Source organism: Cohnella hashimotonis, from assembly GCF_030014955.1.
Lineage (GTDB): Bacteria > Bacillota > Bacilli > Paenibacillales > Paenibacillaceae > Cohnella > Cohnella hashimotonis.
On record NZ_JAGRPV010000001.1, the window covers coordinates 3,278,597 to 3,302,313 of the forward strand.

Consider the following 23,717-nt stretch of genomic DNA (forward strand, 5'->3'; position numbering starts at 1 on the left):
GGCGTCCTCCTAATCGGTGTCGAAGCGAACCTCGAACAGCCGCGCTTGATAGGCTTTCGGAAAACGAACCGTAAGCAGCCCTTTGTTGGCGCTGTATGTGGCTTCGACGCCTTGATCCTCTTGCGGATATACAAGGTTAACCGTTGCCTTGCACCCCCGCCAGCGCGCAAGCGGTATCGTCTGATATTCGGCACCGCTTCCGAGTCTCCATACGGATAGCAGAATGCGTTTCCGGTTGGGCGATGCCAAGCCTACGCAGTTCCAGCTGTCCGTGTCGTTGATGCGCTTAAAACCTAGCGGCCAGATCGGATGAGACCCGCCGATAAAGTCTCTCTCCTTTTTATACACGGCTACCGCATCCGCAATCAAGCGGCGATTGGTTTCGTCGGCCAGATGAAGATGCCCCGATACATAAAGACTGCCGCACAAACCGTTAATCATATTAAATATCGTCTGCTCCCCGTCTTCCATCGCTTGTAGATACTGATCTTCCTTTAATTTCCCAGGAAAAGCGAGGTCGGCATGTAGAAGCGGATAAGGATAAGCCCATATCCCAAGCTGCTCTGGCAATACGGCGGCGAGACTGCCTCCGATGATCGAAGGGTACTTCCGGTAATCCTCCTGATCGCTGGAGCTTTGCAGATGGAAATGGGAGAGCGCCTCGTAATCCGCACGCATGCCGCCGGATGCGCAGTTTTCCAATAGCAGGTGCGGATGCCGCGATTTGACCTGTCCGATAAAATCGTAGAAATCCCGCATCGCCTGCTGCAGACCGGCCGCTGCCGCTCTTCCGCCCGTATCGTCGCCCGTTCCGATGCAAAGATTATAGTCGTTTTTGATATAGCGTACGCCCATCCGCACGAGACGATCGATGACCTCGTGCATACAGGCGCGCACGTCGGGGTTGCCGAATTGAAGGAACCAGCGCGGCCCTCCGCCTGCGCGAATGCCGTAACGCCGGATGAACCAGTCGTCCGGCTTGGCGGCTAACGCGGCGTCCTCGCCGCACACCTCCATCTCGAGCCATAAGCCCGGCTTCATTCCCTGCTCGGAGATATAGGCGAGGAAGGCTTCAAGCCCTTCTTTGCCGAACCGGTTGCGGCTTGGCCGCCAATCGCCCAGCCCGCTGCCCCAGGATGCGCCAAGCTCGCCGAACCAGCCGGCATCGATGCAGAAATATTCGCAGCCCGCTGCGGCAGCCGCTTCGACGAGCGGCACGAGCTTCTCCTGGGACGGATCGCCCCACAGCGCGTTCATGTAGTCGTTGTAGACGACAGGTGCCGTAGGCACGGTCCCATTCGTCGATTGCGTCAAATATCTCCGATAGCCCGTCAATTCTCTGACGGCATCCGTAAAATCCCCGTTGCAGCAGCCAAAGGCAGCCGGAACGGCCTCGTACTTTTCGCCGGGCGCCAGCTCCGAGCTCCATCCGCCGTACCGCTCGTCGGCGCCGTCCGCATGAATAAAGATTGCTCCGCTGTCGTCGCTCCAGGAGCCGCGGTGGCCGATCTCGAAATGCCAGTCGGCGGACGTCTCGAGCTGCCAATACCACGCCTTCCCCGTTTCGAGGTCCTCCAATACAGCCATCGGAAGCAGTTTACCCGTGCTCCAGCTTCCCACGGACGAGAAGTGAACGGCAGCTGCGCTCGGATGCGTCGAAGTGGGGTATAGCCCCAACTCCTCCAGGTCGCCGGCCCGCCACTGTCCCTCGCCGTTCCACGTCTGACGGCAATAATGAACGCGTATTTTGTTTTTATCATGCCAGGGCAGCCCCCCGTCGGTGGCAATTCCCTGCACGCACATCGAAGAGACATGCGTCAGCACGACCGGCAGCGCGCCTTCGTTCGTGACGACCGTCGACTGACGGATGACTGCCGTATCCGGAATAAATCGCATCTCCGTCTCAACCTTCAAGCCGAGCTGCTCATGCTTGTAAGCTATCGCTAGCTTCTCTTCGTCGGAGATCCAGGACAGCTGCTTCATTTCGAGCGGCAGGTTCGTAAGTCCGGCGATCAGCGCGGGCGAATGGCCATATGGGACGCCGGCGACCGCCAGTTCGAAAGGAGGAAAAGGAATCGCGGGAACCTTGGACTTCAGCTTACATTCGGTATTGAACGTAGCTTGCATACGTCCGTTTTCCGTATCCGTAAAGCCGATCGCCATGCCGGCATGCTCGATCGTCAGCGTCTGCGTTTTATCCGTCATTGGCATTGGCTAATCTCCCTGTAGACGAGCTCCAGTTCGCCGATCGCCAGCGGCTTCAGCACGTAGCGGTCCGTCCATCCGGATCGGTCGAAGAAATGGGACGGCGTCAAAAAGTTAATGGCTTCGTCGTCCGCGAGATGATGCGGACCGATCAGATTGCGCAGCGAGCCCATGATTTTAAATTCGAAACGGCAGTCTTGGCCTGTCCAGTGCTCCGTAATATCCCATTCCCAAGGCTCCCAAGCTCGCGCACCGTTAAGGATACCGTTCACATATAATCGAATCGAGCCGGCTTGCGGCCTGGTTAACCGAAGCAGCCATTTTCCCGGCGGTCTCTCCTGCCCCCGGTGACGTTCCATTTCGTCCAATGAGAAGCCGAATGCCATGCTTCCGGCATAGAACGGATAACCTTGTTCGCTCACATCGCCTGTCGGATCCTTTATCGTACCCTGCGCTCGCTGAAGGATCGGAACTTTTCCATCCGTTAACAAGACGGAAAAATCGCCGATCACATACATGTTTTCCATATGCCCGGCACCATCTCGAACGCCAAGGCGTGCCTCTACTTCGTTGCTGCCTTTTCTCATCAGGCCAGACGGAACCTGATAGCAGAGCCAATCCGGATCAATCCAGGTGGAACCGTCTGTAATGAGCGGACAGCCGTTCCATCGGACTTCCAGAGCCTGATGGCGCTCGACGACGAGCTGCAGTTGCAGCTCGGGCATGGCTTCGCCGAGTTGAACTTCGGCGAGAAACCGCGTATCTGGGTCGCCGGCAGATCCGGCATGAATCCATTCCGCCAACGGGAGCGGCGCGGACCACAGCGCTGCATTCTCTTCGTAGCGAGAAAATCGGTCCAATAACAGCACGTTCGGCTGCAGCGGAACTGGTGCGGAATCCAGGGGAATCGTAAAGCGTTCTTCCGCGCTATTATTCGGGTATCCGGCCACACCCTCTTCGCCGGCTTGTGGAGTGGCGCCGAGCAGCAGCGTGCCGCGCGGTTCGAAAATCCATTCGACCTCCGTTCGGTTCCCTTCGGTGCGGGCCGGGATCGGAAGAACTTCGCCCGTCTCCGCGTTCCATTCGAATAAATTCGCGGCAAACGCAATCTTAAGCTCAACGCGTATACGCTTCTTTTCAGACATGTTGGCCAGAAAATAAAGCCGCTGCGAGCCCGTCTCGCGCTCATGAAGCCAGATGGTTCCGCCATCCTCACCTTCCACGACAATCGACTGCGGCACTTGCGTGCTTAATCGATCGATCGAGAACGGCAGCAGCGGAAGCTGCCTGAGTTGCTCGGGAAGCATCGATGATTCAGGCACCCCATCGTCACCGGGGCCCTGTGGAATGCGCGTATCTGTCCCATCTTCGCAAAAAATCGGGAAACCACGTTCGGCGAGCTGCTCCAGCAGCCGAACCGTCGATTTTCGCAGGCGCGTGCACGCTGGAATTATAACCGCCTGATAAACGGCTTCCTTGATGCGCAGTCCCTCCCCGGACACCGAGCCGTATTTATCAAGCAGATGTTCGTTGCCGTAGTCGAAATTTAGATGGGCGTCCAGAAGCTGCAGCGACAGTTTCTCCAAAGCCGCGTTCAACTCGGGCACTAAAGAATGATCGAGCGGCGAATACAACTCGAATGCCGATTCGATCGGATGAATGACGAGCACCGGCGCGATTCGCTTCCCGCGCGTGAGCGCATAGCTCATTCTCGCCTGGTAGTCAGTCAGCAAGCGATAGTCTCCCCACCAGGGCTGCTGCGGGCCGAGTGTCGGGGGATAGTCGCGCTTCCCCTCGCCTTCCATCGAATAAGGGAGCAGATGCGGACTAAAGAGGTTGATACCGTGGATCAGATGCCAGTCCGTCATCCATTTTTGCCTGCTCAATTCGAAGCCTTGGCCGGCGCAGGCAAATAGCTCGGACAGCGCCCGCTCTCTGCCAAGCTGGTTCGCGACGCTCGTCACCTGCTTCGCAGACAAGACCGTCGTGTAGGGCTGTACTTGTTGCTCCGGACGGCTCACCTGGAAGTAACGGCCCAGATGGTCCATGCCGGGAATATGCATATACTCGTATTGCCGCATAACGTCGCCGACCCATTCCATTTGGTAGACCAGCCTGTCCTCGGCCATGAGGTGGCCGGTGTACAGAAGGCCGCGGCTGTCGCACCAGTCGTACAGCACTTTGCTGAAGCGCTCCGCGAACAGCTCCACGACGAGCGACCAATAATCGTACCGGACACTACGGTAGTCGCCTTCCGGTAAGAAAAGAGCATGCAAGCGAGGCAGCAGGCTGTAACCGTATTTTTCGAAAAAAAGCGCATCCAGGCCTGTCGTCCACGGCAGCGCCGGTACGTCAGGATTGAGCCACAGCAAGGCGCAGGCTTCGTCGCTGAAAACGCCCGGAACGGTTCGCCCGAAGCTCGAGCCGAACCGCGCCTCGTAATGCCGGTGCGTGCGCTCGATGAACGCTTCGGTCACCCGCGTATCGAGCAGGTCCACATAAGAAGCGCCTTCAAATCGCGCATCGCCCAGCGGTTGAATCCATTCGTATAAATATTGTATGGCGCCGTCCGCTTCATATACTTCGAGCAGCCTGCAAATCTCGTCGTCCTCCCGCCGCTCCGGCAGCATCACAAGCGCTTTTGCGCGATATTCGCGCCCCAGCGAAGGTATAATGCCGCCGGCGAAGCCGCTCGGCCATCCTTTCTCGTCGTAAATCCATGCCTTCATGCCAAGCCGATCCGCTTCTTCGATACATAATCGGACGCAGTCGAACCAATCTTCATCCAGATAACCGGTCTTCAGTCCGTTTCTGGCATGCATGAAGAAGCCGCCGACGCCGGCCTCGCGCATTTGAGAGATTTGCGTCCGCAGACGTTCGGGGGTCAATCCGCCGTTCCACGACCAGAACGGAACGGGGCGGAACTCGACTGCCGGCTCCTTGAATTCGGATGGATTCACTTCCGATTCCTCCTGGTTACCGGCTGCAAGCGATCGTTTCCAGTGCCGTCGACAATCTCAATGCCTTCAGGCGCGTCGATCGTGGAAGCCAACGTACCGTCAGCTTGCTTCTCCCACCTAACATGTACAGGTCCCATAGGCGTACTAACAGTTCCCTGGCAGCGATTCATGCCAGGCACCGCATGAGGCTGGAAGGCGATCTTACTGTAGCCGGGCGCAAGCGGCCGAATGCCGAGCAGATGTCGGCTCATCCACTGGACGGGCGTGCTCGACCAACTGTGGCACAGGCTGATCCGATAAGATTCGTAAGCCGTGTAGGTCGTCAAGGCATGATGAAAATCGTCCGCCTGCGCAAGCGTAATGCTTTCCCAAAAGGTCGTCGCCCCTTGCGCCAGCATCCGGCCCCATACTTGCTCGACCGCCTCCCAGCCTTGGTCCAGCTTCCCTCGAAGCGCGAGTCTCTCGGCCAGCCAATAGGCGGATAGCGGCGTCACCGGATCGCTTAACGCGATGTGGTTCAGGGCGGCCAACTCCTGCGCTTCGCTCACATAGCCGCTCTCGGCACCGAGCAAGAGCGCGATCAAGGATGAGCTGTTCAAAAATTCGGAGGCGGGAATCGCCGGCAAGGGGTTCTCGGGAACGGGCAGTTCGAGGCCGGGAATCGCTTCGTTCAGTTGACGCACGCTTTTGATCGCCAGCGCGAGTACCGCATGCAGCGTATGCCAGGCATCTGCCTCGGTCATCGGCACCCATTCGATAAAAGCCTGGTGACGCTGCTTCAAAAACCCCGACGCATAATCGATATTTTCGATGATCCATCCCATATGCCTGGTCAGGTCCGGCTTCATTTCGATCACGAATTCCCGGTCGGCGGTATGCAAGTAATAGTCCCATACGTTAACGAACCACCAGCACGTATAGGCGGGAATCGAATTCATCCAATAACCGTAAGGCGTATCGCCCAGCTCCCGGATCGTACGCTTCAAAACGGCAAAATCGTTCCATAGCACGTAATCGGCTTTGGCGGCCATAAAGAAATCGTAGGTCCAGTTCAGGCGATCGCGCTTCACGCCGTCCCACAGCCCCGTCTGATGGCAGATCCGATTCGTATGCACCGAGGTTTGATAGATCCGGTCGGCGACGGGAAGGTCGGAGCGGAATTGCCCGATCGGTTCGAGCATGACGCCGACCTCCTCGAATGCGATGCGCAGATGAAACGCTTCTTCAGGCGGGCCGATCATGAAAAATTGCACGTAGCGCATGCCCTGGTGCAATATCGTGAAGCTCCCGCCAGGGTCGACCGCGAAGCTCTCGGTGATGCAGCCGGCATAGTTGTCCAGCTCGGCAATCGATTCAGCACCGTTCCATAAGAGCAAGGCCGGCCGATCCGAGTCGTTGTCGACGCGAAACCGCATATTGTATTCGGCGTCCATCGCTACGCGAATCCACGGTCCCTCATCCAGACCGGCTTGTTGCTGAAAGGCGCGCAGCTCGGTCCATTCCTGCTGCTTGCGCAAATGGTAAAAAATATGCCGTTCGTTTCGCTGTATCTCCGGTAGCTGCGTCTCCTTCGCATACATCCCTTTTAACGTTAAAATGCCGTCCTCGCCGATTTGCGCGGCTAACTTCGATTGTTCCAATACGTCGCAGGACGTCAAGGCGCTCGTCCCGATGTCGTCGTACCCGCCTTTGACGAACCATGATGGCGCGTTCTCCAGGTCGCCGTACGGCTCTTCTCCATACACGCAGACGGCTCGAGCCGGCAAGTCTCCGGAGGTCCAGCTCTCGTCCGTCGGCAGCCACACCCCGTTTCCTTCCAGGAAGCCGATGCAGCCAACGCGCCGTTCGATTAGATGGACATTGACGTCCACAATCGGCATCGCCTCGTTGCAGACGATCTTCAATTCAATCCGATGAGGGCCAGGGGCGATCGTTTCAAGAAAGCCAATTTCCGTAAACGAAGCGAGATTGCCCGGATGCTCCGGCAACTCCCCGATCAGACGATCGTCCAAAGAAATCACGACATGGCCTGTCGCGGCCAAGTAGAGCTTTGGATCGTTTATCGCCGTTTCCACAAAAAAGCTTCTCTCCAACACGACCTGCATGCGATCGCTGCCGGCTTCGTGCCAGATCCACTTCGGTACCGCTTGGTCAGCCACGCCCTTCAGTCCCTTCCATTCACCTTTAACCTTTGATGCCCGTCGAGACGACCGTACCCGAGATCAGCTTCTTCTGCGCGAAGAAAAAGACGAGAATGACCGGGACGACCGCCAGGCTGCAGGCCGCCATCAGCTGCGCCGTCGTAATCGAACCGATGGTTGCGCCGCCTGCTTCGCCAGGGGACAATGCATACAATCCGAGCGCCAGGGTAAAGCTTTTTTCCTTGCTTAAATAAATCAACGGCCCCATAAAATCGTTCCAGGTCGACATGAATACGCCGATGGCCACAACCGTCAGTCCCGGCCTGCACAGCGGCATGGAAATGCGCCAAAAAATATGCCAGAGATTCGCGCCGTCGATTTTGGCGGCCTCGTCGAAATCGTGGGGAAGCGTCGCGAAAAACTGCCGGAGCAAAAAAATGTTGAACGCTCCGCCGCCAAAAAAAGTCGGCACGATCAGCGGGAGCAGCGTATTGGTCCAATTCAGCTTGCTGAACAGCACGTAAACCGGAATCATCGTCACCGCGCCCGGCAGCATCATCGTCGCGAGTACGATGCCGAATATGAGATTGCGATAGGGAAACCGCAACCGGGCGAATCCGAATGCGCAAAAAGCGGCCGACAGCGTGCCCCCGACAACACTGAAAAAGACGACGATGCCGGTGTTGCCGATATAAGAAAGAAATGGCTTGATGGTCCAAATTTCCGAATACGCTTCTGCCGTGAATTGCGTCGGAAAGACGACCGGCGGAACCTTATATAGATCGTCGAGTCCCATAAAGCTGCGGGCGACCATCCAGATCAGCGGAAACAGAAAAACGACCGCGCTTCCCAGCAGCAAGGCATACAGCACCAACGAAGATTTAACGGGCAATCTCATCTATCTGACCTCTCCTTCGTAATGGACCCAGGATCGGCTCGTTCTAAAGATGAATGCCGTCAGCAGCAGCACGATAACGAACAGCACCCATGCCAGCGACGAAGCATATCCCATCTCCAGCGTGCGAAACGCCTTCTTGTAAATCATCACCATGAGAAAGTTGCTTGCGTTGAGCGGCCCGCCCGCCGTCGTCGCCATGACTTGGCCGAACACCTGGAACGAGCCGATAAAGCCCATGATCAAATTAAAAAAGATGACCGGCGTAATCATCGGAATCGTGATGGTCCAGAAGCGCCGCATCCGGGATGCGCCGTCCACGATCGCCGCTTCGTACAGCGGAGCGGGAATGCCCTGGAAGCCGGCCAGCCAGATAATCATCGATCCGCCCGCCTGCCACAGCCCCATAATGATGAGCGAAGGCATAACCGATTCCGGATGCGAGAACCAGCTGTACGGCGGCAATCCGACCATATCCAGCAACTTGTTCGCGAAGCCGTAAGTCGGGCTGTACAGCTGCTTCCACAATATGCCCAACGCCACGACCGGAACGACGACCGGCAAATAAAAGATCGTCCGGAACAAGCCGATGCCGGGCAGATTGCGATGAAGCAGCAGCGCCAGCAGAAAACCGATCAGGAGAGATGCAGGCACGGAAATGCCGGTAAAAATGCCGGTAATCTTTAAAGATTGCCAGAACTCCGGATCATGCAGCAATTTGTCGTAGTTGTCCGTGCCGACCCACTGCGGCGACTTGATAATATTGAATTTCGTAAAGCTGTAGTACAGAGACTGCAGTACGGGCCAAGCGGTGAACAGCAGTATGCCGACCGTCACGGGCGAAGTGAACAAATAGCCGGCGATCGCTTCGCGCACTTTTTTTGTGGATCTCATGTAGCTCTTCCCCTTTCCGCGTTCGGGCGGAGGAACTCCTGCTTGCCCCCCCCGCCCCGAAACTCCTGCTGCGCTGCCCTTCGGTTATTTCCAAGCCTTGTTAATGCGTTCTTCCCATTCCTTAAGCGCATCCTCCAACGGCAGCTTGCCCAGCAAATACTTGTTCATCGCGTCCTCGTAGCCGGCGTTCGATTCGTTGATCAGCGATACGGGGAGCTTCGCGCTCAAAATCGGAAGAATGTCGGCTTCAGGCTCGATCGTATACGACTCGACGTTCTTGCCCGCCACCGGACTGTTCCGCCATACGTCGTCGCCGGCCAGCGATTTGAGGACCGGAACCGAGTTGCCTGCCGAGTTAAAGGCCTTCTGGCCGGCCTCCGTCAGGAACATCGATACGAAAGCGCCCGCTTCATCCTTGTTTTTCGACTTCGAGCTGACGCTGTAGCCGCTCGTGCCGCCGCCGACCGCATGAACGGAAGGCAAGCGCGGGAAAGGTACGACATCCCATTCGAACCCTTTGGCTTTGGAGACGTCGTTGATGGAAGAGGCGACGGACTTCACCGCGAAGTAAAAGGCGACCTTGCCGGCCATGAACATGTCTTCCGGATATTGGCCGTTCGGGTCGAGCGCATAACCGTCCTTGGACAAATCCCACAGATCCTTTAATCCTTGGCCTACAAGCGGATCGGAAGCGACCTTTACCTTGCTGCCCGCTTCGTCGATCAGCTTGCCGCCGCGGCCCAGCGCGAACGGCGTCCATACCGCCCACCAGTGAATGTTGGAGTTGACCGCCCATTGCGTCGTCGTGCCCGAGGCATCCTTCTTCGTCAGCTTCTTGGCATAGTCCATGAACGTATCCCAGCTCCAGTCGTTTGACGGCAGCGGCAATCCGGCTTCCTTAAGCAGTGACGTATTGACCAGCGTGACGACATGCGCGTAATCCCGCGGGACCATGTACGTTTGGCCGTCTACTTTTCCCAGGTCGAGCATGCTGGGGTAAACGTCGGCGACGTCAACGCCATTCGGCTCGAAATACGCGTCGAGCGGAGCAAGGATGCCAAGATCCTGATACTCTCTTACCGAGGTATCCGGCAGCCAGAATACGTCCGGCAATTCGTTCGCCGCCGCCTGCGCGAGCACCTTCGCGTGCGGGTCCCCGACCATCTTCTCGACTTTGACCGTCACGTAAGGATATTTTTCTTTGAACGCGCTTACAACGGCTTCCACATTTTCAGACTCACCCGGCCATTCGGGTACGCCTACGCGAAGTTCGACCGGGTCATGCGACTTGCTTGCGTCCGATTGAACCGCTGCGCCGTTTCCGGTCACGCCGTTTGTATTCGTTTTCAAATTGTTGCTGTCCGAATTCCCCGCACATGCGGCACTCATCAGCATCGAACCGATCATGACCGTCGCCAATAATACTGTTTTCATTTTGCCTGCTTTCATTCGGTTAACCTCCTCGATTGTTCAGCTCGATTGAGATGACGTCTGACGATTGCAACTGCATTTAAAGCGGCTGCGGTTCGTGCCAGGCTTTCCTCCTTTTGTTTGCTTCCCCCTGTTTGATTGGTCAACGCTTAAGTAAAACAAATATAAAACGTTTTACTTTAACAATTTTATCCCCGGTCATTTAAATTGTCAATGCTAAAAACGACAGAGCTTAAGTAAAAAAAACAGCCTCCGTTCGGAAATTTCCCGGGCGATCGGGACATTCCGAACGAGGCTGCTTATTATCTGACTGGGACGAACGTGTTGCGGACGATGAGCTGCGCATCGATGACGATGTTTTCCGGCTCTACGCGACGGGTGTGGCCAATACGCTTGATCAGCAGACGCGCGGATTCCTTCGCGATCGTATTCGTCGGGATATGAATGGCCGAGATGCCGTAACTCTCCGCGAGCGGGCTGTCGTCGAACGTAATGATCGCTTTATCCCGATGGTCCAGTCCATGCTCTTTGAGCGATTCGAGCATGCCGATCGCGAGCAGGTTGGAACCGGCAATCAGGGCTGTCGGCGGTTCCTTCAGGCTAAGAAAATGCGTCATGGCCGCTTTGCCGCTCTGGATATCGCCGTTGCCGATCGATACATAGGATTCGTCGTAGGAAATATTGTGGCTGAGCAAGGCCTGGCGATAGCCCGAGTGACGGTCGCTGCTGACGAGGAATTCGATCGGTCCCGGGGAGGAAAAGGAAATCCGCGTATGGCCGGCTTTAATGAGCGATACGGTCGCCTGGTAGGCGGCATCCACGTTGTCTACGTCTACCCAGCTGCAGTAGACGCCTTCGGGCGGTCTGCTCATCAGGACATAAGGAAAATTAAGATCGTTGAGCGCCCGGAAGGTCGTCACGTCGTTAAGCGGCAGGAAAAACACAAGTCCGCGTACGATCCCGCTGCGAACGAGGTCGAGCACCTTGGTGCCGCCAAGCCCTTCCTCCCAGTCGAGCAGCATATTATACTTCTTTTCGTTGGCCACCTCGCCGATGCCGCCCAGGATGTCCATACCGACAAACGGCAAGAACTCGGTACCGGGCTTCGGGATGATAATGCCGATCGTATTTATTTTATTGCTCGTAACCAAGCCTTTCGCAAGCGCATTCGGCTTATAATTGAGCCTTTCGGCCGTCTCGATAATTTTGGCGCGGGTTTCTTCGGACAAGCTTCCTTTGCCGTTGAGCGCCAGAGAAGCGGCCGCGATCGATACGCCTGCCTCCTTGGCGACATCCTTGATAGTAGCCAAATAAACAACTCCTAAATCGTTTAATTAATAAAATGAACATAACACAGCGCAAGTAAAAGGCGCAAGAGCGAAGAAACTTCTCCCGCCCTTGCGCCTTCATCCCTTTAATCTTTAGCTAAGCTGATAGTGGTAAATTTCGATCTCCGACAATTGAAGACGATAGCTGCCGGGATCGTCGACGGTCGGCGTTCCGAGCTTCGTCACGAGTATGCGAACATGGCGGGCAGTTACCGGCGTGAAATTGTACTCCTTGGGAAAGCCGACGGGATTGCCCTGATTCGCGATCGTTGCGACCGTTCCGTAGCTCCCCCCGTCCGGCGCCGTCTGAATCGTGAAGTCGACGGGAAAGTTCGGCGATCCTCCCCCTACTGCCTCTGTAAATAGCCTCGGAAACAGCTTCACCTTGTCCACGGTCTGATCCGAACCGAGATCGATGTCGACCCAAACCGGCGAGGCGGAAATATTGGCAGCGCTATACGGGCTTGTCGTGTAACCGGCCGAACCGAATACCGGCGTCTCTATGCCATCCGTCAACCGCGACACGTCCCAATCGGCAATGACCAGCGAGTCGTTCGACGACACCGTCTTGAACCTGGCCAGATTGGGAATGTTGGATGCGCCCAGATTCGTGGACCCTCCCGGAACCTTCTGTGTCGTCCATGCGATATTATCGAACGAAACACTGCTTTTGACATTGGTGAGACTGACATATCCGCTTCCGAATACCGTATTCGGATCGTTCCAATCGATCTGCGGGCTTGCCACATTGCCGACGAACACCTGGATGTTGCCGCCATGCTTCATCACCTTCAAATGGACAAAGCCGGTCGTCGGATTCGTCCCCGTCGTGACTGGCTTCACGACCACCTTATTTTCAGTTCCGCCTTTATATAAAGAGACATTCCCGCTCGACTCCAGCAAGACCAGATAGCCGCTGTCAAAATAAGCGTCCGTGGGAAGCGTCTTTGCGAAGCTGAGCCCGGTCCAATTACCGGAGGTGCCGGCGTTTATTTTCACATCCGCCTCGATCACGCCATTGCCGAGCACCAGATTGTTCAGCGTGCTTGAACCGGGGTCCGCCGCAGCATTCGTTTGATTGTAAGTTCCGCCCGACACGGCCCAGGTCCCCGAATTCACGGTCCAATTGCCTGCGCCGGAAGCGAAGTCGTCACTGAAGTTGTTGATGGCCGCGACATTATCGAATGTCGCGCTGGCCAGCCGCGTTACCACGCCGAAATAACCGCTGTCATAATAAAGTCCGTTATCCGTCCAGTCGATTAGCGGCGAAGCGCTGCCGTTCGTGAACACTTTGATATTGCCTCCGCTCTTCACGACCTTCAGATGAACGGAGCCGGCAGTCGGATCCAGGCCGCTAGCCGTTTCTCCCGTGACCTGCCCCGTTCCGGCTTTGAACAGGGCCATGTTGCCGTTCGCTCTTATAAACACAAGATATCCGCTTTGTGTGAAATTATCGTTCTCCTTGATCTTTCCGATATGGAGCCCCGCCCATTCTCCGGGATCGGCTGCAGCCGTAATGCGCACGTCGGCATCGTAGATGGCGTTGCCGAATACGGTTTCGGACACTCCTGCATAGGCTGTGTCTGTGGTAAGGCTGCTTTGCGTATATGCGCCTCCCGATACCGACCAACTTCCTTGGTAGGCCGTCCATTTACCGGCGCCGCCGGAGAAATTATCGCTAAAGGAGCCGCTCGTTTTTAAACTCATCGTGATCGGAGTCAACCGCGTATTCCAGTTCAACGTGGCGCCGAATGAACCGTAAGCGTAGCTCAGGAACGGGGAATCGGTCGCTTTAATATGGCCCAGGGCATCTCCGCTGAGTCCAGCGTTGCTCGCTCTGGCATAATGATCGCCGTCCATATAATATTCCTTTGTAAAATCGAAGCCGTTGGACGAGCTGTAAACTTCGACATAAGACACGTCCGAGCCCCAATTGTTGGTCTGCACGCCGATGAACTTGTCGAGCGCTTCGACGTATTTGACGTCCGTAGCATCCTCAAAGGACGATTTATTGATGCCTGCGCCATGAAACGTCAGACTTCCGGGCCAGTTCGCATTGGCGGTCGACGCGGTAGCTACCCGCATCTGGTTCATATTGTTGTCGATCCAGCTGTAGTAGATATAGAGCGTGGAGCCTTTGACGACAAATGAAGGCTGACCTGCGCCATAAACGAGCGGGCTGCCGTCATAGACGATAAAAGGCTGCGGATTGCCCCCCCAGCCAGTGCCGTTCCACTTCTCCCATGTCCCCGTCGGGCTCGTGGACCGCGCGACGAAGATCTGGTTGTTCGTGCCTCCGCGGTTGGTCGTCGACGTATAAGCGATATAATAATAGCCGCCGAACTTGATGACGCCCGGATCGCAAGTCGAGAGCGCATCCATCGAACCGGCCGTCGGCGGCAGTACGATCTGATTGCTCCCCCACGTCACCCCGCCGTCCGTGGACCGCTGGTAACGGATGTAATCGTAAGGCAATGGACTGCCTCCTTCGGAGCAAGCCCACATGTCGATGCTGCCGTCGCTATTCACGATAAAAGAAGGACCGTAACGATATCCGCCGATCGTCGCTCCGCTGTATATATCCCAACCGGGAGAGCCAACGACCGCAAGCTGCTGCGTAGTTGACGAAACGGCGCTTGCGGTTATTGGCAAGCATAATAATAAAAGCAGAATTGCAGGAACAAACGAGAGCCATTTCGTTTTCATAAAAAATCCCTCCAATTTTAGTGAAACGTTTTATTCTGCTGTTTAATCATAATGTAAGCGCATTACTTTGACAAGAGGGAACTCCGAGTCTCATGTCCAATATAGCGTTACTTCGATGGATCGCGGCAGCTTTCAAGCTCATGTAACGCTGGATAGCGTTACTTCGATGGATCACGGCAGCTATCGAGCTCATGTAACGCTGGATATGCAGCGTTCCTGCAATGGATTATGGCCACATTTGAGCCCCGTTACTTTATAGAGTTACAACGTGGAACGGGACGCAAACGCGAGCCATACAGATTAGCGCTGTATACCCTCATCGGGTAACCTTCCGAATCAAGCATCCGCCGTTGCGGCCGCAAAAAAAAGAGCAGCTCCCCCGGTCGACGACTCGACCTCGGGAAACAAGCCCCTTCAAGCGCTAAGATATGTGTCCGCTCGGCGTATCTAAGCTTTCTAATCGTCCAACCCTTTCCCTTCAAGGATTTTAGGTTTGTATTTCTCCACCCTGGCCTCTCTCGTTTTAGCCTGCTTCGGTTGAGAAAAATGAAGCAGGTAAGCTCTTTGGCGGCCTGGCGTTAACGCTTCGAATGCCTTCCTCAAAGCCGGGTTGCCATCGAATTCGCGTTGAAGCTCCTCGGCGACGGCGAATTCGGTATTCTTTTTAAATACCACTTCTTGTCCCGACTTTTCTACGTTGATCGCATCTTGAATGTAGTCTTTTAATATCGCGGCACACTCCACGATCTCCTGGACGTTCGTAAACCGAATCTGGCGTCCGGCTTGTACGTTTTCCGTCTGTTGGATCAGGATCCCGTTCGGATCCTTCAGCAATGCGCCTTTATGGAACAGTAGCGCGCAGTATTCCTTAAATCCATGGATCAGCACGACGTTTTTACTTTGAAACGTGTAGCAAGGATGCATCCATTTGAAATCCTCGGTTAATCCGCAGTCCATGACGATCTCTCGCAATTCCTCGTATTCGGCCTTCCAACGTTTGGACTTGTTGAAAAACGCTTCGGCTTTCGGATGCGTTAGACGGTTGGTCATCTCATCGGCCTCTTTTCCATTCGTGAGCTTGAAATCCTATTGTGGCTAAATAGCAAGTGCGCTACTGCGCGCCCTGTACTGTCCCGGCATGCACCTGAATGGTGCATCTTTAACACAAGCGCGACTCCACGCGGTCTATGCTCACTGATCATGCACCAAAATGGTGCATCTTTGACACAAGCGCGACTCCGCGCGGCCAGCGCTTCCCGATCATGCACCAAAATAGTGCATCTTTGACACAAGCGCGACTCCGCGCGGCCAGCGCTTCCCGATCATGCACCAAAATAGTGCATCTTTGACACAAGCGCGACTCCGTGCGGCCTATGCTTCCCGATCATGCACCAAAATGGTGCATCTTCGACACAAGCGCGACTCCGCGCAGCCTGTGCTCCCCGATCATGCACCATAATGGTGCATCTTTAACATAAACGTGACTCCGCGCTTCCTATGCTGCCCAATCATGCACCAGAACGGTGCATCTCCAAAGCCAGCACTAATGCGCATCCATCGCGTTAAGCTAAATACTTCCCCGTAATCGACCTTCCTTCGCGGACGATCTGTTCCGGCGTGCCCTCGAATACCACCTGGCCGCCTCTGCTGCCGCCGTCGGGGCCCATGTCGATGATCCAATCGGCCTGACTGATCACTTCGAGGTTGTGCTCGATGACGATGACCGTATTGCCGGCGTCGACGAGCCGATTCATAATCTCGAGCAGATGACCGATATCGGACATATGAAGGCCTGTCGTGGGCTCGTCCATCACGTAGATGCTGCCCTTCTTGTGCAGCTCGCTCGCCAGCTTGATGCGCTGGCACTCCCCGCCCGACAGCGTGCTGAGCGGCTGCCCGAGCGTAATGTAGTTGAGTCCCACGTCGCTCATCGCCTGGAGCTTGCGCACGACTTCTTTGAGCTGGAAAAATGCCAACGCCTGCTCCACCGTCATTTCCAGCACTTCCGCGATCGACTTGCCGTCCAGCTTGTACGCAAGCACTTCTTCCTTGAATCGTTTGCCGCCGCAAACCTCGCAAGGCAGCTTAACGCTGTCGAGGAAGGCAAGGTCCGTGTACACGACGCCAAGCCCCTGGCAGTTCTCGCAGGCGCCCTTGGAGTTGAAGCTAAACAGGCCTTGGTTAACCTTGTTGGCGGAAGCGAACGCCTTGCGCACATCGTCCATGATGCCCGTGTAGGTCGCTGGATTCGAACGGGTCGACACGCCGATCGCCGATTGGTCGATGACGATCGCGTCCGCATGCTGACCCAGGAACACTTCATTGATGAGCGTGCTTTTTCCCGAGCCTGCAACGCCCGTTACGACGGTCAGCACGCCGGTCGGAATATCGACGCTCACGTCTTGCAAATTGTGCAGCGACGCATGCGCCACGGACAATTGGCCGGACGGCGTTCTGCAATTTTGCTTGAGCTGAAGCGGCCGCTTCATAAAATGGCCAGTTAACGTACCCGCTTCCAATAGCCCCTGGAAGCTTCCTTCAAAGACGATGTTGCCGCCCCGGCTGCCTGCATGCGGTCCGACATCGACGATATGATCCGCCACTTTGATCACGTCCGGATCGTGCTCGACGACGATCACCGTATTGCCTTTGTCGCGCAGCTTCTGCAGCAGCTCGTTTAACCGGTGGACATCGCGCGGATGCAAGCCGACGCTCGGCTCGTCGAAAATATAGGTGACGTCCACCAGGCTTCCGCTCAGATGCTTCACCATCTTGACGCGCTGCGATTCGCCGCCCGACAGCGTGTCCGTCTCGCGGTCGAGCGTCAGGTAGTCGAGTCCGATGTCTACCAGATGCTGCAGCCGCTCGCTCAGCATTTGTACGATCGGCGCGGCGGCCGGATCGTCGATCTCGCGAATGATTCGGACGAGCTGACCGACCTCCATGCCGGACAGCTCCGCGATATTATGTCCTTGAACCTTGCACGAAAGCGCGGCCTGGCTCAATCTCGCGCCATGACAGCTGGTGCAAGTGCCTTCTGTAATGAACGGTGCGACCGTCTTCTGCGTGCGCTCGGACTTCGCTTTCAGATCCTGCCTGATATATTTATTGGTAAATTTCTCAAGGGCGCCTTCGACCGTGATATTCATGGCCTTGCCGGCGAAGTCCATCTTCACCTTCCTCGCCTTGCCGTATAGCAGCTGGTCCAGCTCGTCCGGCGCATAATCGCTCAGCTTTTTGTCGGGGTCGAAGTCTCCGGATTGCAGGATCATGTTCAACTCCCAGCCGCCCGCGCCATAATCCGGAAGCATGATCGCCCCTTCGTTCAGCGACTTGGACATATCTATCGCCTTGTCCATGTCGACGCCCAGGCTCCGGCCGATGCCGTTGCATGCGGGGCACATGCCCTGCGGGTCGTTGAACGAAAACAGATTGACTGGTCCGACGTAGGGCTGGCCTACGCGGGAAAACAGCAGCCGGACGATCGGAGAAATGTCGGTGATTGTTCCCATCGTGGAATGCGATCCGCCGCCAAGCCGCTTCTGATCCACGATAACGGCCATGCTCAGGTTCTCGATCGCGTCCGCCTCAGGTTGGGGGTATTTGGGCAAGAATGTGCGAACGAACATGCTGAAGTTCTCGTTCAGCAAACGCGTGGACTCCGCGGCGATCGTATCGAAGACGATCGAGGACTTGCCGGAGCCGGATACGCCGGTAAAAATCGTGATCTTCCGCTTGGGGATTCGGAGCGATATATTGTTGAGATTGTTTTCCCTCGCGCCGGAGATAACGATATACTCCTGATTAGATTCGATCATATACTTAAACGCCATCCTTCCGTATGTATGGTGTACGCGGGGCTCGAGGCAGCTTATCCTCGGCAGACGCAAACCGGCTGCACGCGTCATGCAGCCGGTCATCGACGATTCGGGTCAATTCCGTTCAGTCGCCTCATCTTCTTCTTTTAACGGTTGCTCTAGTCGGAGCAAGTTCGTCCGCCAGAATTTGTCGTAGAACGATACCCAATCCTGCACTTCTCTGAGCGGCGCAGCGTGAAGTCTGAAGCGCGTCTCTCTGCCGACTTTGCGGTCTCGTACGAGTCCTGCTTGCTTAAGAATCGTCAAATGCTTGGATACAGCCGTTCGGCCCATTTCAAAACGCGGCGTTAATTCGTGAAGCGGCAGCTCCGACTTGTCCGCCAGCAGACGGATCAACTCGCGCCTGGTGGGATCGGCGATCGCGTCGAATACGTCCCGCACAGCGAGGTTTTGGCTCACAACACCCTCTCCTATATATTCCGGCCTCGCCTAGGGCTCCTGAGTAAGGAAACCCGTTGGTGTCGGAGTCATTGTATGACACCTTTCGGTGTCGTGTCAATCCCGGCAAAAAGCGGCTAAAAAACCATCCTTGCATCCGGAAGGTTTTATGCCATCGCTCAAGTCATCCCTCTAACATCGGACATGCTTTCGCTTAAAGCCGATCTGGTTTTTCTCGATCGCCTTGCGAATCGTCTCGGCAGCGTTCAAAAATTTCGCTTTGCCTTTCGTTCCGCTCACTTCGACCGGACCGACGTCGATTGCGGTTTGCATCGCTTTGGCATGAAGAGGCAAATAGGATATACCCGCCGTATAAATAAACTGGTTCATCGCGTATTTCGTTCGTTCAGGCGCGCCGTGAATCGACTGTGCGGCCAGATCGAGCATGCCCGCAAGCTTGCGGTCCGAAAACGCGCTGTCCGGCTGATTCCCGATCTGCCAGCAGTAACTGTTCCAGCCGGCCGACATCTTCAGCTCGTCGCCGCTCGCGATCCACCGGTCGGAGACGTCCTGCGCGATTGGCGCTTCCGCCAGGGTTACGGCGACGACAAAGTCGGACAGCATATAAAAATAAGCGGAATCGATCCACCGGTCGAAGTCGTCCGCCGTCATCGCTTTCGGATCCGCAATGATGCCGGCGAAGTACATGGCGTCATAGTTGCCCGTTGCGTAAAGCTGATCGGCCAGAGGCTGATTGATCTTAATCTTCTTGAACAGAGGCTTCATTTCGCCCGTTGCCACGCCAAACACCGGCTCATGCGCACCGTTGGAAATGTACATTTTTTTCAACCGTTCCTTGCCCATCGACTCGAGCTCCTGCATGACCGTATCCAGTTCCATTGCCGGACCCCCATCCCTCTCGCGAGAAGCTTTATTTGACGTTTCTATTATACAAGCTTCTCGGCGGATACGACATGCATGCATGCGTTCTTTCGTACTACTCAAACGACATTCCCGATCGTCCAAACAGGCGGACGCCGCAAAAACGAAAAATCAAAAAGGATGAGGCAGCGCTTACGCCTGCTTCATCCTTTTAAAATTGCCTCAGAAAATCATCATTGCCGCTTCGCTTTGCGATCTTTAGACTTCCGACGCGAACAGATCCGTCGACAAATACTTCAGGCCCGAATCGTTAATCGTAATCAGAATTCGGCTGCCGCGTTCATTGCCCTTAAGCAATTGCAGCGCCGCAGCCGCATTCGCGCCAGATGAAAAGCCTGCAAATATGCCTTCCTTGGACGCCAGATCCCGCGCGGCTTGAATGGCACGCTCATCCGATATTTGAACGAAGTCCTCTATCGGCGACGAATCGTCCAAAAGAGATAACGGCATGCTGTAGCCCCCGCCCTGAATGCGATGGTTGGCGTTCGTTACCTCTCGTCCCGCTAAAAACGGTGCCGTAAAAGGTTCAACGACGTAACAGCGTATGTCGGGCTTCAACGCTTTAAACGCGCGGGCGCAACCGCCGAACGTGCCGCCGCTTCCGACGAAATCGACAAAAGCGTCGATTTGCCCGTCCGTCTGCTCCCAGGCCTCCTGCGCCGTTCCGTATTGATGCGCATGCACGCTCCCCATTCGGTTGAACTGATCGGCACGGAATGCGTTGCGTTCAAGCGCGATTCGCTCCGTCACAAGCTCGACCAGCCGCAGATCCTCTCCCGACACCTGGCCTTCCAGCGCGCCCGGCGCTTGATCCACAAGAATTACTTCTGCGCCCAGCGCTTTCATCATACGGGCCCGCTCGATCGAATTGCCTTTGGACATGACGGCTACGAACGGATAGCCTTTGGCTGCGCATACGATCGCCAGCCCCGTCCCCATATTACCGCTGGTCAATTCGACGACCGTCTGTCCCGGCGAGAGCAGTCCGCCGGCCTCGGCTTCCTCGATAATCGCGCGCGCCGCCCGGTCCTTTTTGCTGAAGCCCGGATTCAGATATTCGAGCTTGGCATAGATTTCTCCGTCCAACCCGGCGGTCAGACGCGACAGCCGTACGACCGGCGTCTGGCCGATCGCTTCATAAGCATGATTCAAGATCTTTCCGCTCATTTAAATGCTTCTCTCCCGTCTGAGCATTGTGCAATATATTGGACTTTTCATCCATTATAATACAACTCAAACGCGAAGTCTTCGCTTTCGGAAAATCGCGATTTTTCATAAAGCGACCGCGAAGTATGATATACCGCTATCAGGCGTAAAGTTTGAAGTAATCGATATTGCCGATTTCTTCGCCCGCGGCATTTTCGAATGTCAGATAAAGGTTCTGAAGGCCTGCGGTCGGCGCGATGGCGATCTGCGACGTTTTCCACGTTTGCAGTCCGCCGGTCGAGGCGATATTGAGCGTGCCGACGACGTCGCCGCTCGGACCGCCAAGTCTGACGCGTACCGTTCCCGACTTATCGGATGCCACTTTAAACTCCATATTTTTTATCCCTGTCATATTTACACCGGCATAAGCCGTCCAATCTCCGGGCTTCAGCGAGCCGACATATTGTCCGCCGCCCGTCATAGTAACGGTGACGGCTCCCATCTGCTGGGTGTATTTCTCGGCTTCGATCAAGACCGGCACGGGCGCAGGCGTCACAGGTGCGGCAGTGGAATGTAGGGTCTCAAGTCCCGCGTGAACGTCCTTCATGATGCTTGTCATTTCCGTATAAGGCTGATCCTGCTGGTTCACGAGCCCCGTGTTGTAGCTCTCTCCGTCCGGACGTCCCGTCACGGGCTGATCGTAATACGAATACCAGCCGGACCCGACGAACAGCGAATTCGCCGCTTGGCTTTCGAGGAATTTCTTGAAGGCCGTTCCTCTTTCGGCGATGCTGCCGGTTTTGGTAGGCGCGCTGATATAGGTCAGTCCCCTGATCGAAGTGCCGAAGGAATATTCCTGATTGATCAGCGGTTTGTCGAAGGCGGCGTATCTGGCGATCCAATCGGCGTTTTGCGTATAGCTGTCCACGGAAAACGCGTCTACGTAAGCCATTCCCGCCTGATCCCAGTCCAGGCTCGTGCGCCAGGTAGGAACGACGGAGCTGCCGAGAAACAAATGGTTCGTATCGTATTTTTTGATGATGTTGCGAATCATCGAATAGTAGGTTTTAGACGCCAGCCGGATATATTCGGATACGTCGATCGCGGGTACTCTGGCCACGTCGATCGCCGCATCCTTAAGCGCAGCGAACGACGAAGCGCTCGTACCGAGCAGATGGTTAACTGCCGTCAGATCGTTGTTGTACCTGGCCGCCATAAAATCGACGAACGTGCTTTTGGCCGGAGAACTTGCGTTGTACAGCAGGATCTGCTTTACGATTTCGCTATCCCAGCCGGCTTCATTATCGTACGTATAACCGATCAGCCACGGACTGCTTTTCGCGGATTGAAGCTGCGTCTTCAGCGCCGTGTCGATGATGCCTTCGCTCGCCGGGTCAAAGACGTCATACGTCCATGATATTCTTCTCAGATTCGAAGGATCCTGCAGCACCTGCACATAAGGAAACATGACGTTTTTCGGCTTGGTCCATTTGGCGAAGGCGTTGAATCCCCAGTCGATCAACCGTTTTTTTGTGATGTCCTCCCATTTCGCCTCGTAGTCGGCTCCGTACTTTTTCATGACATTGGCGACAACGAAGCTGACGTATTGACCGTTCGCATCGTTAGTGTAGGCCGGTGAAAAAGCGGTCTTGTCCGGCAGCTCGTCGAAAATGGCCTTCGGCGTCCCGTCCGCCTTGTTGATCGGCGTCTTATAGCCTGCTTCCCACAGGCTCGCGGCATCGACGCCCTTCATGATGAACGGGTACCCTTCCGGCGTGATAAACCACCATTTGCCGTCTATTTTTTGCAGCCGGAAAAATCCGGTGGCGGTGTACTTTCCAAGGCTCTTGATCCCGCCGTATGCGTCGTATTTAGACAGGTTCAGCGAAGACGCTGCCAGGAGAGCCGCCTCATTTGCATACTCCAGCTGCAATTGCACATCGTAGCCGACCTTGCCCGGCCAGGTCTCGCTCATCCATTGACCGTATTTGTCGACCATCAAAGCATCCTTGGACAGCTCGCCTTTGATTTCGGACGCTGTGAGCGCGGCGGCGGAATTCGTACCGGCATCGCCGCTTCCTTTGTAAAACTCAACTTCGGTAAGCGGAATGTGTTGATAGGCTTGCGTCCGACGAATTTCCAATATGACGTATCTAGCCGTGGCATTGGCCATCGGAACGGATATCGTGTAGTTTAAATCGGTACCCGTTCTCACGTGTCTGGCCGCGATATAATAGCCGAGCTTCGATTCCGGACGATACTTGACGGTAACGTCTTTAAAGCCCCAATAAATATTTTGGGAATTCATGATGATTCGAATCTGATCCAGCGGATAGTCTTTTAAGAGATCAAAAACGACTCTAACCGTAAGCGGTGCAGTGGCGCTTCCCATCCAGCCCGCATACGTGCTTAAACCGTCGAAGAGTATGCCGTTTGCGGATGAAACCAAGCCGCTTGTCACGCGATCGGGCGAGCTGCCGGCGTCAGGCGTCGGACTATAAAAGTAGTTGCCCGTTTTGAGCGGCGTACTTCCCTCGGCAGCGAAGCTGGCAGGCACGACGGCCGAGGCGGACATAATGGCCGACAAAATAAACAATACCAACCTCATTTTCCATTTATATGATTTTATCATCATAAACCTCCTTTGTTATCATATATATCGGAAATATTTTCATCTTTTTATATCACTAAAATATGGATCATCTAGTAGAATTGAACACGGCAAACGTCCAAATTACATAAAAAGACCGCTAGGGGATAAGGAAAACGCCCCTAGCGGTCTTTTAGACATGGAAAATATTCAAAACTTGATT

Annotated in this window: 14 protein-coding genes and 2 pseudogenes; 1 reads left to right on the forward strand and 15 read right to left on the reverse strand. The window is 55.3% G+C overall.

What is annotated here, in order from left to right; all coding sequences use genetic code 11:
• Nucleotides 1-9: 9 nt before the first annotated feature.
• The 7 genes from KB449_RS13160 to KB449_RS13190 form a co-directional block, all read right to left on the reverse strand.
• Nucleotides 10-2,205, reverse strand: a complete 2,196-nt coding sequence (locus KB449_RS13160) for a glycoside hydrolase family 36 protein (protein ID WP_282908817.1) — start codon at nucleotides 2,203-2,205, stop codon at nucleotides 10-12.
• Nucleotides 2,202-5,165 (reverse strand): glycosyl hydrolase, encoded by a 2,964-nt coding sequence (locus KB449_RS13165; protein ID WP_282908818.1) that lies wholly within the window; start codon nucleotides 5,163-5,165, stop codon nucleotides 2,202-2,204. The genes KB449_RS13160 and KB449_RS13165 overlap by 4 nt, the downstream gene beginning before the upstream one ends.
• Complete coding sequence (locus KB449_RS36500; RefSeq protein WP_282908819.1) at nucleotides 5,162-7,324, reverse strand: alpha-L-rhamnosidase C-terminal domain-containing protein; 2,163 nt, start codon at nucleotides 7,322-7,324, stop codon at nucleotides 5,162-5,164. Before KB449_RS36500 ends, KB449_RS13165 begins: the two co-directional genes overlap by 4 nt.
• 25 nt (nucleotides 7,325-7,349) lie before the next feature.
• Nucleotides 7,350-8,204, reverse strand: a complete 855-nt coding sequence (locus KB449_RS13175; protein WP_282908820.1) for a carbohydrate ABC transporter permease — start codon at nucleotides 8,202-8,204, stop codon at nucleotides 7,350-7,352.
• Nucleotides 8,205-9,095, reverse strand: a complete 891-nt coding sequence (locus KB449_RS13180; RefSeq protein WP_282908821.1) for a carbohydrate ABC transporter permease — start codon at nucleotides 9,093-9,095, stop codon at nucleotides 8,205-8,207.
• A gap of 84 nt (nucleotides 9,096-9,179) precedes the next feature.
• Complete coding sequence (locus KB449_RS13185; protein WP_282908822.1) at nucleotides 9,180-10,544, reverse strand: ABC transporter substrate-binding protein; 1,365 nt, start codon at nucleotides 10,542-10,544, stop codon at nucleotides 9,180-9,182.
• 284 nt (nucleotides 10,545-10,828) lie between these two features.
• Complete coding sequence (locus KB449_RS13190; protein WP_434082554.1) at nucleotides 10,829-11,677, reverse strand: LacI family DNA-binding transcriptional regulator; 849 nt, start codon at nucleotides 11,675-11,677, stop codon at nucleotides 10,829-10,831.
• On the opposite strand from KB449_RS13190, the pseudogene KB449_RS36705 reads away from it, so the two are divergent.
• Nucleotides 11,663-11,719: pseudogene (locus KB449_RS36705) on the forward strand (hypothetical protein); the annotation flags it as partial. The gene KB449_RS13190 and the pseudogene KB449_RS36705 sit on opposite strands and share 15 nt — an antisense overlap.
• On the opposite strand, the pseudogene KB449_RS36710 reads toward KB449_RS36705, so the two are convergent.
• From KB449_RS36710 to KB449_RS13225, 8 genes and pseudogenes are all read right to left on the reverse strand, one after another.
• Nucleotides 11,705-11,836: pseudogene (locus KB449_RS36710) on the reverse strand (LacI family DNA-binding transcriptional regulator); the annotation flags it as partial. The pseudogenes KB449_RS36705 and KB449_RS36710 overlap by 15 nt on opposite strands.
• A 111-nt stretch (nucleotides 11,837-11,947) precedes the next feature.
• Nucleotides 11,948-14,560 (reverse strand): galactose-binding domain-containing protein, encoded by a 2,613-nt coding sequence (locus tag KB449_RS13195; protein WP_282908824.1) that lies wholly within the window; start codon nucleotides 14,558-14,560, stop codon nucleotides 11,948-11,950.
• 456 nt (nucleotides 14,561-15,016) lie between these two features.
• Nucleotides 15,017-15,610 (reverse strand): YdeI/OmpD-associated family protein, encoded by a 594-nt coding sequence (locus KB449_RS13200; RefSeq protein WP_282908825.1) that lies wholly within the window; start codon nucleotides 15,608-15,610, stop codon nucleotides 15,017-15,019.
• Nucleotides 15,611-16,122: 512 nt separating this feature from the next.
• Entirely contained in the window at nucleotides 16,123-18,378 is a 2,256-nt protein-coding gene (locus KB449_RS13205) for an ATP-binding cassette domain-containing protein (protein ID WP_282908826.1), read from the reverse strand.
• Nucleotides 18,379-18,492: 114 nt separating this feature from the next.
• Complete coding sequence (locus tag KB449_RS13210; protein ID WP_282908827.1) at nucleotides 18,493-18,837, reverse strand: ArsR/SmtB family transcription factor; 345 nt, start codon at nucleotides 18,835-18,837, stop codon at nucleotides 18,493-18,495.
• A gap of 171 nt (nucleotides 18,838-19,008) precedes the next feature.
• Entirely contained in the window at nucleotides 19,009-19,716 is a 708-nt protein-coding gene (locus tag KB449_RS13215; protein ID WP_282908828.1) for a DNA alkylation repair protein, read from the reverse strand.
• Between the two features lie 240 nt (nucleotides 19,717-19,956).
• On the reverse strand, nucleotides 19,957-20,925 hold the full coding sequence (locus KB449_RS13220) for a PLP-dependent cysteine synthase family protein (RefSeq protein ID WP_282908829.1): 969 nt from the start codon (nucleotides 20,923-20,925) through the stop codon (nucleotides 19,957-19,959).
• Between the two features lie 139 nt (nucleotides 20,926-21,064).
• Nucleotides 21,065-23,536 carry a carbohydrate-binding protein gene (locus KB449_RS13225; RefSeq protein ID WP_282908830.1) on the reverse strand — a complete coding sequence of 824 codons (2,472 nt, stop codon included), beginning with the start codon at nucleotides 23,534-23,536 and terminating at the stop codon, nucleotides 21,065-21,067.
• Nucleotides 23,537-23,717 lie beyond the last annotated feature (181 nt).

Coding starts and splice junctions, on each gene's coding strand:
- KB449_RS13160 (WP_282908817.1), bottom strand. CDS start 2,205: ATGACGGATAAAACGCAGACGCTGACGATCGAGCATGCCGGCATGGCG.
- KB449_RS13175 (WP_282908820.1), bottom strand. CDS start 8,204: ATGAGATTGCCCGTTAAATCTTCGTTGGTGCTGTATGCCTTGCTGCTG.
- KB449_RS13180 (WP_282908821.1), bottom strand. CDS start 9,095: ATGAGATCCACAAAAAAAGTGCGCGAAGCGATCGCCGGCTATTTGTTC.
- KB449_RS13185 (WP_282908822.1), bottom strand. CDS start 10,544: ATGAAAGCAGGCAAAATGAAAACAGTATTATTGGCGACGGTCATGATC.
- KB449_RS13195 (WP_282908824.1), bottom strand. CDS start 14,560: ATGAAAACGAAATGGCTCTCGTTTGTTCCTGCAATTCTGCTTTTATTA.
- KB449_RS13200 (WP_282908825.1), bottom strand. CDS start 15,610: ATGACCAACCGTCTAACGCATCCGAAAGCCGAAGCGTTTTTCAACAAG.
- KB449_RS13205 (WP_282908826.1), bottom strand. CDS start 18,378: ATGATCGAATCTAATCAGGAGTATATCGTTATCTCCGGCGCGAGGGAA.
- KB449_RS13215 (WP_282908828.1), bottom strand. CDS start 19,716: ATGGAACTGGATACGGTCATGCAGGAGCTCGAGTCGATGGGCAAGGAA.
- KB449_RS13220 (WP_282908829.1), bottom strand. CDS start 20,925: ATGAGCGGAAAGATCTTGAATCATGCTTATGAAGCGATCGGCCAGACG.
- KB449_RS13225 (WP_282908830.1), bottom strand. CDS start 23,536: ATGATAAAATCATATAAATGGAAAATGAGGTTGGTATTGTTTATTTTG.